The sequence below is a fragment of the Pseudoalteromonas sp. OF5H-5 genome (assembly GCF_021530695.1).
Taxonomy (GTDB): Bacteria; Pseudomonadota; Gammaproteobacteria; order Enterobacterales; family Alteromonadaceae; genus Pseudoalteromonas.
This window is the reverse complement of record NZ_JAKGBF010000002.1, coordinates 1-14,553: the sequence shown is the minus strand read 5'-3', so window position 1 is coordinate 14,553 and position 14,553 is coordinate 1. Positions and strand designations below refer to the sequence as shown.

At 42.5% G+C, this 14,553-nt stretch carries 13 protein-coding genes and 2 rRNA genes; 5 read left to right on the top strand and 10 right to left on the bottom strand.

The window, feature by feature from the left end:
• Positions 1 to 33 precede the first annotated feature (33 nt).
• A complete protein-coding gene (locus L1271_RS02940) occupies positions 34 to 402 on the bottom strand; it encodes a YacL family protein (protein ID WP_235366715.1) in 369 nt (122 codons plus the stop codon).
• A 62-nt stretch (positions 403 to 464) separates the two neighbouring features.
• Here L1271_RS02940 and L1271_RS02935 point away from each other — a divergent pair, with 62 nt between their 5' ends.
• Positions 465 to 1,409, top strand: coding sequence for an AEC family transporter (locus L1271_RS02935; protein WP_235366714.1), 945 nt, complete (start codon positions 465 to 467; stop codon positions 1,407 to 1,409).
• 3 nt (positions 1,410 to 1,412) lie between these two features.
• Here the strand turns inward: L1271_RS02935 and L1271_RS02930 are convergent, their stop codons facing one another.
• Positions 1,413 to 1,640, bottom strand: coding sequence for a hypothetical protein (locus tag L1271_RS02930; RefSeq protein WP_010376621.1), 228 nt, complete (start codon positions 1,638 to 1,640; stop codon positions 1,413 to 1,415).
• 220 nt (positions 1,641 to 1,860) lie between these two features.
• Between L1271_RS02930 and L1271_RS02925 the strand changes: the two genes are divergently transcribed.
• Positions 1,861 to 3,174 (top strand): short-chain fatty acid transporter, encoded by a 1,314-nt coding sequence (locus L1271_RS02925; protein WP_235366713.1) that lies wholly within the window; start codon positions 1,861 to 1,863, stop codon positions 3,172 to 3,174.
• Positions 3,175 to 3,204: 30 nt separating this feature from the next.
• Here L1271_RS02925 and L1271_RS02920 read toward each other — a convergent pair whose 3' ends face one another.
• On the bottom strand, positions 3,205 to 4,215 hold the full coding sequence (locus L1271_RS02920) for a metalloprotease (RefSeq protein ID WP_235366712.1): 1,011 nt from the start codon (positions 4,213 to 4,215) through the stop codon (positions 3,205 to 3,207).
• A gap of 210 nt (positions 4,216 to 4,425) precedes the next feature.
• Here L1271_RS02920 and L1271_RS02915 point away from each other — a divergent pair, with 210 nt between their 5' ends.
• Complete coding sequence (locus L1271_RS02915; protein ID WP_102055961.1) at positions 4,426 to 5,634, top strand: EAL domain-containing response regulator; 1,209 nt, start codon at positions 4,426 to 4,428, stop codon at positions 5,632 to 5,634.
• Here the strand turns inward: L1271_RS02915 and L1271_RS02910 are convergent.
• Entirely contained in the window at positions 5,618 to 6,745 is a 1,128-nt protein-coding gene (locus tag L1271_RS02910) for a hemolysin family protein (RefSeq protein ID WP_199539671.1), read from the bottom strand. The genes L1271_RS02915 and L1271_RS02910 overlap by 17 nt on opposite strands.
• A 166-nt stretch (positions 6,746 to 6,911) precedes the next feature.
• Here L1271_RS02910 and L1271_RS02905 point away from each other — a divergent pair, with 166 nt between their 5' ends.
• Both L1271_RS02905 and L1271_RS02900 read left to right on the top strand, forming a co-directional pair.
• Complete coding sequence (locus L1271_RS02905) at positions 6,912 to 9,365, top strand: alpha/beta hydrolase family protein (protein ID WP_235366711.1); 2,454 nt, start codon at positions 6,912 to 6,914, stop codon at positions 9,363 to 9,365.
• A gap of 225 nt (positions 9,366 to 9,590) precedes the next feature.
• A complete protein-coding gene (locus L1271_RS02900; RefSeq protein WP_010605961.1) occupies positions 9,591 to 10,286 on the top strand; it encodes a response regulator transcription factor in 696 nt (231 codons plus the stop codon).
• Between the two features lie 43 nt (positions 10,287 to 10,329).
• Here L1271_RS02900 and L1271_RS02895 read toward each other — a convergent pair whose 3' ends face one another.
• From L1271_RS02895 to L1271_RS02870, 6 genes are all read right to left on the bottom strand, one after another.
• A complete protein-coding gene (locus L1271_RS02895; protein ID WP_010605962.1) occupies positions 10,330 to 11,850 on the bottom strand; it encodes a YifB family Mg chelatase-like AAA ATPase in 1,521 nt (506 codons plus the stop codon).
• Positions 11,851 to 11,867: 17 nt separating this feature from the next.
• Positions 11,868 to 12,482, bottom strand: coding sequence for a trimeric intracellular cation channel family protein (locus L1271_RS02890; RefSeq protein ID WP_235366710.1), 615 nt, complete (start codon positions 12,480 to 12,482; stop codon positions 11,868 to 11,870).
• Between the two features lie 434 nt (positions 12,483 to 12,916).
• Positions 12,917 to 13,636, bottom strand: coding sequence for an IS110 family transposase (locus L1271_RS02885; RefSeq protein ID WP_235366709.1), 720 nt, complete (start codon positions 13,634 to 13,636; stop codon positions 12,917 to 12,919).
• A 9-nt stretch (positions 13,637 to 13,645) separates the two neighbouring features.
• A complete protein-coding gene (locus L1271_RS02880; protein WP_235366708.1) occupies positions 13,646 to 13,948 on the bottom strand; it encodes a hypothetical protein in 303 nt (100 codons plus the stop codon).
• Positions 13,949 to 14,182: 234 nt separating this feature from the next.
• Positions 14,183 to 14,296 (bottom strand): 5S ribosomal RNA (gene rrf / locus L1271_RS02875).
• Between the two features lie 116 nt (positions 14,297 to 14,412).
• Positions 14,413 to 14,553 (bottom strand): 23S ribosomal RNA (locus L1271_RS02870); the annotation flags it as partial.

The window sequence follows — 14,553 nt, the reverse complement described above, 5'->3', positions numbered from 1 at the left end:
TGCTAGAAAGGCATTAATTATCCGCAGCTCAGGTTATTTAGCTTTGGTAAATTCAGCCCACTCTACCAGCATGGGTAAAAAGTCTTCATAGCCACACACCGCCATCATACCCGACTCATCTAAAGCCAGTGCGTCTTCTTGATATTGTGCTATGTCATCACTTTCATGAAACAAAGCGTGGCTTTCAAATAATGCTTCTTGCGGCGTGAACGTGGCGCGGATCTCTTTTCCAGCCAACACAAGCTCTTCTTTTTGATTTGGCAGGTTTTCAAGCTGTGTCAGCAGGCTGACAATACGCTCATGTGCTAGCTCCTCACTCAGCCACCGACCTATCAACGCGTGCTCGTCATTTAAGCGAGCTCGAAACCCAGAAAGTGGGTCACGAATAAACTGGTATTCCATCTTTACTTCTTAACTAAATCACCTTGTTTTATTATACCTAAGTAGCGTCCGCTAAGCATTCATTGATAGAATTACCTTTTAACCACTCGATTGTTGGTCAACGCATGTCGCCTGTTGAGATCTTATTTCCTCTCATCTTTATCGTTATTTCTGGGTTTTTGAGTGCAAAGATAGGCTTTATTGCCATCAATCAGCTTGATGGCTTGCGTACTTTTATCTTTAATTTATGTATTCCTGTGCTGTTATTTAGCAGTATGGTGCAAGCAGATCTGGAAAGCCTCGCGACGGGCTCATTGTTATTATCCTTTTATCTTCCAGTCGCTCTGACTTATGTAAGCTTATACCTATTTCTCTTTAAGGCTCAACATCGTTCAAAAGCAGACAGCGCAGCATTGGCATTAAGTGGCACCTACTCTAATACCGTGTTAGTCGGATTACCGATTATCTTAATGGCACTCGGTGAGCAAGCCGCTGCCATGGTATTTATGATTATTACATTCCACAGTGCGATGCTGTTTTTTATGACATTTTTACTGGCAGCAAGGCACAAAAATAAGGTGGATATTGTCAAACCCTTGCTGCTAAATCCAATAGTAATAAGTATTTCGGGTGGTTTGATATTAAACGTTGCTGGGTTAAAACTACCAAGCTTAATACTTGAAAGCTTTAGTTGGTTGGCAAAACCCGCCATTCCTGGGGCGCTATTTATTTTAGGTGCGAGCTTGGTACAGTATGGCGTACAAGGTAAATTACACGGTGCAATATGGCTAAGTGCAGTAAAACTGATGCTACTGCCGGGATTGGTTTATCTCTTTGCCACTTATTTAGGATTGGCAACTCAACAAGTTCAGGTAGTGACTTTAATGAGTGCCTCTCCTTTGGGCGTTAATGCCTATCTTGTTGCTAGACAACTCGACAGCCGACAAGCAACGCTTGCGGCTACCGTTGTGCTGTCTACTGTGCTGAGTATGTTCAGCCTGACTGGTTGGTTATACTTTTTGGTATAACCGTTAATACCTAGGCGGCGTATACTTAGCAGCATCAATAATAGCCCATAAATGGAAAACGGCTGCAATTACGGGTGGAACCAATAAAAACCACAGTGCATATCCACCTACAACAACAATTGCGAAGATTAAAGCCGCCAATATACGACCTTGAACCAACTGACCAAGGCCAGGGAAAAAGACGTTACAAATCGCTGCAATTACATTACCACCAGAACCTTGTCCAGACATGGTTACCTCTCTTAGTTACTTAAAGTCTTTCTTTTTAATATATCAGATTTCATGCCAACCCTAACACCTTGATTTTAAAAGAAACCAATGAAACTCATTATTTTCTGTTCACTATAAGTTAGCCTAAACCACTAACTTTTAGCTTAAAGTTTAGCTATATTATTATGCGTAATTCAATCGCTTTGATTTACATAAAATAATAATGAAAACAGGATGTCTTATGCTTGGCAAGTTTACCACCCCACTAACAAAATTAGTCGACAAGTATCTACCCGATCCATTTGTGATTGTACTTTTACTCACTTTTTTGGTGATGGTACTCGCCACATTGTTTACGCCGGCAACGCCTGTCATGGTGCTTGAGGCATGGGGTAATGGTTTTTGGAAGCTACTTACTTTTGCGATGCAGATGTTGTTAGTTTTGTTATGTGGTCACATGCTTGCCGTTACCCCTCCAATAGCAAAAGCGCTAGGCCGTATCGCAGGCCTAGCTAAAACTCCCTCTCAAGCAATTATACTCACCACCTTTGTTGCGATGAGCGCCAGCTGGCTAAATTGGGGATTTGGCTTAGTAGTCGGGGCTTTGTTTGCAAAGGCCATCGCTCGAAAAGTGAAAGTCGATTATCGCTTGTTAGTGGCTAGTGCTTACTCTGGTTTTGTTGTTTGGCACGCAGGCCTATCAGGCTCAGTCCCTCTAACTATCGCAACCCCGGGCCACTTTAGTGAAAAGAGCATCGGTATTATTACCACTTCAGAGACAATCTTTGCACCATTTAACCTGCTCATCGTACTCAGTATTTTTATCGTTTTACCACTTATAAATAAACTGATGCTGCCCAAAGATGATGACGCAGTTATTGTTGATAAAGAAAAGCTCATTGAACAAAGTAATGATATCAGTAACCGCGATACTCCGGCTGCAAAATTAGAAAATGCTTCATGGCTTGGTATGTTAGGAGGAGCAATCGGTCTTAGCTACTTGGGCTTTTACTTTATTTTAAATACAGGCACATTGACATTGAATATCGTCATAGCCCTGTTTTTGTTCTTAGCCATGCTGCTACACAAAACCCCTGCAAATATTCTTAATAGTCTACAGCAAGCAATTCAAGGTGGTGCCGGTATCGTGATCCAGTTTCCTTTTTATGCTGGGATCATGGCTATCATGGTCGAAACAGGACTAGCGCAACAAATATCTCAAGGATTTGTTTCTATTAGCAGTCAATGGACATTACCGCTGTGGAGCTTTTTAAGTGCAGGCTTTGTAAATATATTTGTGCCTTCAGGTGGCGGCCAATGGGCAGTACAAGCACCAATTATTATTCCCGCAGCAGAAGCGCTTAATGCAGACATAGCCAGAGTCGCGATGGCAGTTGCTTGGGGTGATGCTTGGACTAACCTGGTCCAGCCATTTTGGGCACTCCCGGTACTTGCAATTGCAGGCCTTAAAGCCAAAGATATTATGGGGTTTTGCCTAATACAATTGCTGGTAACAGGTGTAATTATCGCAACTTTATTGTTGCTGCCCCTGTAAGAAGGTGCGTAATGCACCTTCTTACACAGGTTAACTTGATAAAATTTTCATTGGTAAGCTTAGGATTGGATTCTCTGAATCAGCAAAATGCATCATTACCGCAACATGACCTGTAATAACAACTATATACATAATGGCGCTGACCACTTGCCCATATCGGTCTAGGGGTAATAAGTGACTGTAATTACGGCCACGCCACTCGATCAGGATTTCAAAACTACCAATCAAAATAAATATTACCAGTAGGATTAAGCCAAAGGTGTAACTTATCCAAAGGCCGAATAATACCCCAGCCATACACGCCAATAACCCCACCCAAGAGCGCATTGAAAAGCTTATGCTTTTTAGAACATGCCCACCATCTAACGGCAAAATGGGTAGTAAATTGAATAAGTTCAACAGTGCACTTAATACTGCAACACCAGCAAAGATTTCCATCTCTGTCACGTAATATAACACCACTCCAAGGATTGAGGTTATCAACCCAAATGCCGGTCCCATCAACGAAATAACTACATCTTGCCAGCGGGTCGTGATCTTATCGTCACTTACAGCCAGTCCACCAACGAAAGGGATCAAATAGATGCCTTTTGTTTTAATCCCAAAATAGCGCATAGCGCGGACGTGGCCATATTCATGAACGACTAAGCAAGCCACAAGCATAAGCGCAAACTGCCAAGAAAATAGCCATGCGTACCCTGCCACGGACGCGCCAGCCAAGGCAGCTTTAACCACTTTGGCACTTTTAAATAACTTTAAGCCCAATGCCGCCAAACCAAATAAGCTGCGTTTTTCTTTAGGTGTTTCAGTGCTCACTTCAAGCCACTGAAGTTCAGCTCCATTTACTGCAATCCCAAGTAACCCCTGAGGTAACTGCTCTGTATTTACCGCCAGTGCTTGTCCATCAATGGTCGCTAAAATGCCATTATGTTGCTCTTCAAAGGTAATCGCTTGCTGCTCGACAAAAAGCTGTACTACTTGTTGTTGGTTAAAAAAGATAGATACCGCTTTGTCCGCTAGCGAAAGCTCGACTCTATTCATATTCAGATCCAAAGGTCATTTGGGGCATTATCGCTAAAAGCGTCCGCCTCATAAAGTGCTGCCGAGATCTGAATTAGAAAAATGCAGGTAAAGTGTCATTATTGCGCTTCAAATTGAGTAAAAATCACCTTTTAAAGCGTTTTGAGATTTGAGCACTTTAAATTATTTGTACTAGACTTTAAGGAGGTAAGGTATACGAAGGAATTGTTAATGTCATTAGCAAAACATCGGATAATGGTAGTAGATGATTCACCCGCGATCCTCGTTGTAATGCAAGCTATTATGACTGAGCTTGGCATTGAGCATGTCACAACCTGCTCAAGTGCGGTAAATGCTGTAGAAAAAATACGGCAGACTCCTCATCAATTTGACGCCATTTTTACAGATCTCAATATGCCCGAAATGGATGGCATGGAGTTTATTCGCCAACTGGGAGAGCTAAGGTTCTCTGGCGGCATTATTATTATTTCCGAAATGGACGAGAAGATTATTGATCTAGCAACCAATCTTGCCAGACAGTCCAATGCACACCTTATCGGCAATATTTCCAAGCCCGTACAATTGGTTGATGTCGAGCGCATGCTCAAAAAAATGGAGACATATACCACTGTAAAACGTAGCCGCATTGAAAAGGTGACCGAAAGCGATCTTTTGCATGCCATTAGTCACAACGAAATTACACCTTACTATCAACCAAAGGTTCACCGTGGTGACAAAAAGATAAAAAGTGTCGAAGTGCTTGCCCGTATTGTGTCTAAAAATACTGAGCAAGTTATTTTACCGGACCATTTCATTGGCGTGGCCGAAGATACAGATCTAATCAATATCATTACTTTCCAGCTTTTTGAAAAGGCAACGGATGAGTTTAAAGCAATCAAATCTGAACTCAATTATCCAATTAAAATGGCCTTTAATTTATCACCTGTGCAATTAAATGATTTAAGCTGCCCAGATAAATTGGCACTTATTTTAGAAATAAACCGTTTAAAGCCTAGTGATATCATTTTAGAAATTACTGAAAACCAACCAATGAATCAGTCTATCCAATTGGAGACAATGAACCGTTTACGGATCCGAGGGTTTGATATTTCGTTAGACGACTTTGGTACTGGGTTTACCAATATTCAGCAGTTAAAGTCTTTGCCGTTTACCGAGATCAAAATCGACCGCTCTTTGATAACCCATGTGGAATCCGATCGCTTTTCACAGGTACTTATCGACAGCTTAATCGACATCGCACAAAATCAACAATTAGACATAGTGGCTGAAGGTATAGAGCGGATTGAAGAGCTACAATACCTTGACCGCTACAAGCATAGCCTATTAATGCAGGGTTTTTTAATCAGCAAACCCAAACCACTAACAGACCTAGTAGGGTGGATACACTCTTGGCAGCGCATGATTAATTCGAACCCTTAACCTCTGGAGAGGATGTTTCCTCTCCGTGGCTTTGCGTTTCAGACACTTCTTCAGCTTCGTCGCTGTCTTCAATCAAATTATCATGATTATCTACTCGCTCTCGCCACTTTTGCTTAGCAGCAGCTTGCATATTGGTGGTTTGCTCTCGCTCATCAACAATATCCATTCCCATTAATGATTCAAGCAAATCTTCTAATGTCACTATGCCTTGTACATCGCCATATTCATCAATGACAAGCGCAATGTGTAGACGCTTTGCCAGTAACGCTTTGAATAACTCTGGCGCAGCTAGTGTTTCCGGTACGGTATAAAGAGGGCGAGATAGCTTACCAATTTTATATTCTTCTCCAAGCCTATGATAAGCAAGCATAATATCATTCTTGTGTACAAAGCCGATGATGTCATCTGTGTTTTTATCGAATACCAACACTCGAGAAAAAGCAACCGAACCATGCTCAGACAAATACTCGTGCACTGTCATATCTTTATGCACCTTAAATAACACCGTTCTTGGTGTCATGATGCTTTCTAGTTTGGCATGACGAAAACGTAATAAACTACGAATGGTTTCAGTCTCGTCCTGATGCAGTGCACCAGCTTCAGAGCCTATTTCCGCCATCGCTTCGATTTCTTGACGAATATAGTGAGCCTCATCTTCTTTACGGCCTATCACTTTTGTAAGTTGATCCGACATCCACACGAATGGCTTCAATAGTCGAACTAGCCATACCAACACACTGGAAACGATAGGTGTTAATCCGCGCCAATAAGTCGCTCCTAAGGTCTTTGGAATGATTTCCGACAGCACCAAAACTAGTAGCGTCATCACCGCTGACGCAATACCAACAGCTGCATCTGAAAATACCACAGCAGCTTGTGCGCCAACCCCTGCAGCACCGGCGGTATGCGCAACGGTGTTTAACGTTAGAATGGCAGATAAAGGCTGATCAATATTGTCTTTAAGGCGTTGAACTCGCGATGCTAATGCATCATTGTCTTGCTTTAAGATCCCTATATGACTTGGCGTAATACTAAGTAGCACCGCTTCCATCACCGAACAGATAAAAGAGATAGCTATTGCCAAAAACATGTAGGTTAATAATAAAACCAAGTAAATTCTCCTCTTTATTCAACGCTAAGTGTTTGCTTAACTACATACGTTATGTTGCTCATCAACACAGACTATTAAATTTAGGACGTCTATCGCAGCAATACAACCGGTTCAAAATACTATGATATAGTTTTATCATATAATTACCTACAATAGGCGCACATAAATGAAATTACGTACAGCCGTCACTCTACTATTTACGGCAGTCTCAACACAACTTTCAGCAAGCCCATTAGACGAATCAAAAATACAATTTTTGGGTCCCATCGCAGGCGAATCAACAATAAAGCCAGCGGATACAGCTCATCGTGATGCAATTATTGAAAACCTGCTACCAGCATTACAACAAGACGCCAAACAGGTAACGCTATTCAATAATGAAAGCAAATGGCAGCCTCTAAACAAAACTACACAATTAACGATACCTGGATTGCAGGCTCTAAAATTTAATTTCACTACTGAACGTTTTGTTTCAGGTAAGCTCAAGCTTGAGGGCATCGAGAAAGCCAAAGTATTTCTAAATGGAGAGCCAGTCTCCGGTGTTAAAGAGGTTCAGCTTGATGTCGTCAAAGGCGATCATCAAATCCTCGTTATCGCTGAGCAGGTAAATGACTGGAATAAGGTTGATCTTAGCTTTGAAGGCGAAGCAGCGCATGACGTTATCACGCTAACAGAAAAACAAACCAAAGCGCTGTCTGCAAAGCAGTTGTTTGATGCCCCAACGGTGAGTGCTATCTCACTTGCACCTAACGGCGAATATTACATTTCGACCGTCCGCCACTACGATGATGAAAAAGGCAATTCAGCAATCACCGAAACTGCTTTATACAATGAAGATGGTGATATGCTTTACAGTTTCGATGGTATGAGTGCAACTAGCTTTGCATGGCGTGATGACAGCAGCAAACTCACTTATTTAAAAGATAATAAAGCTTACATCCTTGATCTAAAAACCTTTAAACGTACTCAAGTTGCTACTAAGCTCAATGGCGCGAATAGTATCGAGTTTTTTGATAATGACACGCTTATTTTTGCTTGGACCAACAGCGGCAAAGAAGAAGGCAAACTGACTAAACATTATCAAGGATTAGAAGATAGATGGTCATATGCCCGGACCCAGTCACAAATCTTCTTACTTGATATCAAAAGTGGGCTACTTAATCCTGTGACCGTTGGCGCACAAAGCCACAGCTTGGCCGACTTTGACGCACAAGCAAACTCGGTTTTAGCAACGCGTAATAAGCAAGACTACGCACAACCTCCTCACATGTTGACAGAGCTAATAGAAATCGATCTATCAAACAATCAGCAAAGTGTTATTGGTCAGTATCGTACGTTTAGCGGCGCGCAATACACTAAAAATGGTATTTATGTAACTGCGGGTCCTGATTTTGCAGAAGGTGCGGGGCGCAACTTACCTGAAGGTATGCTCGCGAATAATTATGACGGCCAACTTTATTGGATAGATCGCAAAGGCAACGATGTAAAAGCACTGAGTAAAAACTTTGACCCAGCCATAGGCAGCTTTACCGTACTCAATAATGGCGATGTGGTACTAAAAGCGACTGACCAAGATCGTCAACAGCTTTTCTTCTTCGACGAAAGTAAGTCTACTTTCAAACGCTTAAACACCGGGCTGGATGTTGTCGCGAACTATTCTGTGTCTAGTGAACGTAACCCAGAGATCTTGTTCACGGGAACTACAGCATCAACTCCGCAACAGTTAAAAACCATGTCAATCTCAGATAAGCGAGCTGACACGCTCTGGGACTCAGCAAATATCGCATACCAGAATGCAGAAATTGCCAACCTAGAAGAGTTTAATTTTACTAATACTGAAGGCGTGGAGATTAAAGGCCGCGTGTATCTACCACACGATTTAGACAAAGCTAAAAAATACCCAGCACTCGTTTATTATTACGGCGGCACTTCTCCAGTGACTCGTGGCTTTACAGGGCGTTATCCATTTAACTTATGGGCAGCAAATGGCTATGTTGTTTATGTCTTGCAACCAACAGGTGCGACAGGTTTCGGTCAGAAGTTCTCAGCAGAACACGTCAATGCTTGGGGTGAACACACCGCTAACGATATCATCATGGGTACCAAAGAGTTTGTGAAAGCCTACCCTTTCGTTGATGACAAGCGTTTAGGTAATTTAGGCGCTTCTTACGGCGGCTTCATGACTATGCTGCTGACAACAAAAACTGATTTGTTCTCAGCTTCTATCTCACATGCTGGTATTTCTAATATTACTTCATACTGGGGTCAAGGCTGGTGGGGTTATTTGTATTCTGGCGAGGCCTCAAAAGGAAGTTTCCCCTGGAACAATCCAACGCTTTACTCACAACATAGCCCGGTATTTAATGCAGACAAAGTAACAACACCATTATTGTTAATTCACGGTGACGCGGATACCAATGTGCCGCCAGGTGAAAGTCACAATATGTATACCGCATTGAAGATCCTTGGCCAAGATGTTGAATTGGTCGAATACAAAGGCGCAGATCATCAAATTTTTGCTCGTGACAAGCGCTTCCATTGGTGGAACACCATGCTGGCTTATTTCGACAAGCATTTAAAAAAAGAGCCACAATGGTGGGAACATCTATACGGTAAGTAATCAATGCTAGGCGGCACTCTGTGCCGCCTTTTTGTTTAGCGAAGCAGCAATCAAACACATCATTGTATATAATTTAATAATAAAGCTAGGTTTCCCCTTGATCGAACTAGGTTGTCAGGTTAACGTGCCAGATACAGAGTTGTAAGAATTCGTTTCATGCACTTCCAAGCAGCGATCTCTCAGTGTTATATTTACGACAATTAAACAACAATTAACAGTGAAAACATGAGCATAAAGGTTTTATTAGTTGAAGATGATGAACTCTTAGCAAAGCGGCTGTGTAGTCACTTTGAAAATACCGAGTTCAGTATCACTGTAGACAATACGGGTGCTACTGCGCTTGAGCTTATTCAAGCTCAAACCCAAAACCCATTTGCACTTGCTATTGTTGATGTTGTTTTACCCGCCACTGATGGCCTGCAACTCGCGAAAGAAATTAATACCTTATCAGACCTTGGTGTCATCATGCTTTCTAGTCGAGACTCTCAAGCCGATAGAATCGCAGGTCTTGCGCAAGGTGCTGATGACTACGTCTGTAAGCCTGTTGATACGCTTGAGCTTGAACTGCGTATGCGTGCCTTATACAAACGTTTAGTTGGTAATAAAGACGATGAATCGGAAGAATTTATTGAATATGCAGACTTTAAACTACACCCTGATAACCGTACCTTAATCAATCAACATGGCATTGAGTCTCGACTTACCGAAGCAGAGCATAAAGTGTTGATTTGTCTTATTTCCAATGCTGGAAGGGCAACATCCAGAGAGCGTATTTCAGAAGACATTGGGCAACCTGATTGGAGCCCAAGTGACAGAACGGTTGATGTCTTAGTTGGCCGACTACGCAAAAAACTCGGCGATGAAAAAGAGCAAAAACGCATTGTTACGGTTCGCGGTAAAGGTTATATGTTGTCAGCTTAACCTTTACCAATAATACACTCCCTATCTATTGAAGTGCCGTTAGCTAATACTGTGTTAGCTGACCTAACAACCTCTCCAGCGCGCGATAACTAAGCGCTTCCTTTAAATGTGACAAGCTAATATTAGGTGTAGAGCTCAGATCCGCTATGGTACGCGCAACTTTGATTATTCGATGATATGAACGTGGTGATAGCTTTAGTTTTTCTGCTGCCTTTGCTAGAAATAAACTTTCAGCATCAGCAAGATAGCAGATATGGTTTAGCTCTTTTACACTCAGTTGGTCGTTACATTTTCCCTGACGTGCTAAAGCTGTTTTATAGGCCTGCTCCACCCTAGCTCTTATTATTGCACTAGACTCTCCATCATGCTGTGACTGTAGCTCTTCTGTTTTTAGACGAGGTAATTCTACCTGTAGATCTATTCGGTCTAAAAATGGACCTGAAATCTTAGCCAAATAGCGCAATACTTGATCTGGAGACGCTCTTTTGTCAGTGTAACAACCTGTAGGACTGGGATTTAATGCTGCGATCAGTTGAAAGTTTGCAGGGTAATCAACTTGCCGAGCTGCGCGCGAAATCGTTACCATGCCCGTTTCCATCGGCTCACGTAATGAATCCAGTACCTTCCTATCAAATTCTGGTAACTCGTCCAAAAATAGAACGCCATTATTTGACAATGATATCTCCCCAGGCTTAGGGTTTGACGAGCCTCCAACCAAGGCTACTGCAGAGCAAGTATGATGTGGAGCTCTAAAAGGCCTTGTTTTCCAGTTTGATTGGCTGATGGTTTTTCCCAGTATGGAATAGATAGAAGCCGTTTCTAACGCCTGATTATCCGTCATTAATGGCATTATCGTAGGTAAGCGCTGAGCAAGCATCGATTTTCCAGTACCAGGAGGACCAAGAAATAAAACGTTATGCCCACCTGCCGCGGCTATTTCTAGTACTCGCTTTGCCCCCTCTTGCCCTTTCACCTCAGCCATGTCCAGCAAACTCCCCCTTGAAGCTTGTATATTTAAATCATCTGGGTAAAGTTGATTAAACATAAGTGATTGCTGGCCGCTTAAACCTAACCATGCTGTACGCAAGCAGCCTATAGCAACACGATTGGCATCCGCAGCCAGGCTCGCAACTGCATCGTTACCAATTGGCAAGTAAGCAGTTCGCCCCTCCTTCGCAGCAGCAATTACAGAGGGTAAAATGGCAGTGACCGTCCTAAGCTCACCGTTTAGCGCAAGCTCACCATAAAATTCTTTATCAGTAATAGCATGGCTATCTAACTGTCCTGATGCGACGAGAACACCGAGTGCGATTGCAAAGTCAAAGCGGCCCCCATCTTTTGGTAGGTCTGCTGGTGCTAAGTTTACTGTGATACGCTGTTCTGGAAATAAAAAGCCAGCATTAACAAGTGCACTACGGACGCGTTCTTTGGCTTCTTTAACGGAGGTTTCAGGTAGGCCAACAATACCAAAGGCAGGTAAACCATTGCTAAGGTGCACCTCAACAATTACCTCTGGTGCAGTAATACCAACTTGTGCTCTAGTGAAGACTCTTGCTAAAGACATCCATGTCTCCTGCTTACTTAATATTTATATTTAAATACGTGTAACACCAAGTGGTATCGCATAGCCGCTAATCTTAATAACAAGGTTGCCGCCATGGACAATACCATTACGTATTCTGTTACCATGCCCAATTTAATTGCTTGAGTATAGACTATCCCGCCAAAAATGCAGGTGATCGCGTATAACTCTCCTTTTAAAAGAAGGGGGATTTCGCGAGCCAACACGTCTCTGATGACTCCACCAAAACACCCAGTCAATACGCCCATGATCACAGCTGTAGTATTAGGCATTCCAATACTTAAAGCCTTTTGTACTCCCATTACAGCGAAAAAAGCAAGCCCAATGGCATCAGCAACCTGCAGTACAGTTCTTGGAATATTTTGATGTCGATTTAGCCACCATATACTCACAGCAACAGCAAATAAAATAGCGTAAATATAGCTAGTATCATGAAGCCAAAAAACAGGTTGATCTAAAATCAAGTCTCGTAATGTTCCCCCTCCGATACCAGTTACAGTCGCAAGGACAATCACACCAAAGCCATCCATATGTTTACTATGCGCAATTAAGGTTCCCGAAATTGCAAAAACCATGACGCCCAAGAGATCAAACCAATGATAGAGTTCTGACATTTCGTAATTAGTTGTGAAACAAAAGCAAAATCATAACGAAGATCTCACACAAAAGGTAGTGGGATCGCCGATATTTACAGTTTTCAATGAACTGAGTAAAGTGTCTTTATAAAATATTTAGGATGAATGCCTGCGGATAAACCGCCTTATATGGACTCCTCCAATTGTACAAGCCATTTTTAGCATTATTGGTGTGATTGCGTGCTTATATCCGGGCTCTTGATGAGGTGCTACCTCGGCCTCTTTGATGTATTCGCGCCCTTGTGCCTTCTCTCCCACGCGGTATTTGTATACACCTGCGGTTTAACAGGCTCTCAAGGGTGGGTCTCACCGCTCAATGCTCTATCTTGGCTTGTTCAATACTGGGGGTAATCTCAGTATGCTTTCTGCTTTTACGTTCTATTTATCTTGATTTGTTCTTCTGTTACTCAGTGCTACACCGCTAAGATTTTTGGCTCGTATGTTGAGCCGTTTTTAAGTAAGGCATAGGCTGTTCTAACCGCTTTGTTGGCCAATGCAATGGCAACACATTTCACACTCTTCTTGGCGAGTAGATTTTTTATCCAGCGTTCTTTCTCTGTGGTCGCTTCTTTATGTTTTAGCCTACTGACTACCGTTCTTGCACCGAGAAATAGGTTTTTCCTTAATGTATTGCCTCGTCTTTTGGGGATATGGCCTATCTTGGCTTTTCCGCCTGATGAGTGCTGGATTGGTGTAACACCTGCACATGCAGCCGCCCCTCTGGCATCACTAAATTGTGAGGTATTGCCTAAAAAGGATAGCAGCTCTATCGCGGTAATTGGGCCAACACCTTCTAATGCCATTAAACGCTGGCAGCTCTCATTTTGCTTGGTTATCGCTTCAACTTGTTTATGTAGCTGTGCTTTAGCGTCGCATTGTGTTTTATATAGGTCATAACTCACCGCGAGTGCTTGTTTTAATGCGATGGGGAGCGCATTTTCAGCATCTTCTAAAATATCTGGAACCGCTTGTGTTAACGCTGCATCGCCTTGATTAATGACAACACCAAACTCTAATAGCAAGCCACGTATTTGATTTGAAAGCTGAGTCTTTTGTTTATCTACTAAGGTTCTCGCTTGGCTCAATGACTGCAACGTTTGCTCTTCAACTGTCATGATTTTACAGGGCTTCACGTTATATGCTTAGCTGGCACTGGCAATGGCGAGAACATCATTTGCATCGGTTTTTTGGCCTTGCCTAAACGCTTTAACAAATTTAGGGGGAAGCAACATGACATCATGCCCCAGTGACAGCGCTTTGCGAGCAATATGCTGGGCGCTACCGCAAGCTTCTATCACGACCTTTGAACCCTCGGCTTTTGCAAGCAACTCAAGCATAGGTTCGCGTTTCATTGGCTTATTAAATTTGAGTTTATTGCCTTTCAGCTGTGCCACCTGGAAAATGTTTTTTGCCAAGTCGATAGCAATTAAATTAGACTGTGCCATGTATGGACTCCTTATTTGGTAAAAGTGTTTTGCAATATCTTTATACCGTACTCTCCCGTTAAGGGGGAAGAGTCCATACATCTCCCACCATGTTGCACTGTGCTGATACTGTGGTGGGAGCGAGTTCACCTCGCGATGTGTTGATTGGCTTGTGAGGCTGTCTATATCCCGAAATTATAGCCCCCAAACAACAAAAAACCCGTCGCATTACTGCAACGGGTTTTTCTTATAAGGCCCTGACGATGTTCTACTTTCACATGGGAAGCCCACACTATCATCGACGCTGTTTTGTTTCACTTCTGAGTTCGGCATGGGGTCAGGTGGGTCCAAAACGCTATGGTCATCAGGAAATTCTGTTCATTAATGAAGTATCCTTCATTAATATAAATCCGGAAAAAGCTATTAAATTCTTTGTCTACTTTAGTCTATTAACTTCTGTCGCTTATAAACCACTTTGGCGTTGTATGGTTAAGCCTCACGGGTAATTAGTACGAGTTAGCTTAATGCCTCACAGCACTTCCACATCTCGCCTATCAACGTTGTAGTCTTCAACGGCCCTTCAGTTGACTCTAAGTCAAAGTGAGAACTCATCTCGAGGCCTGCTT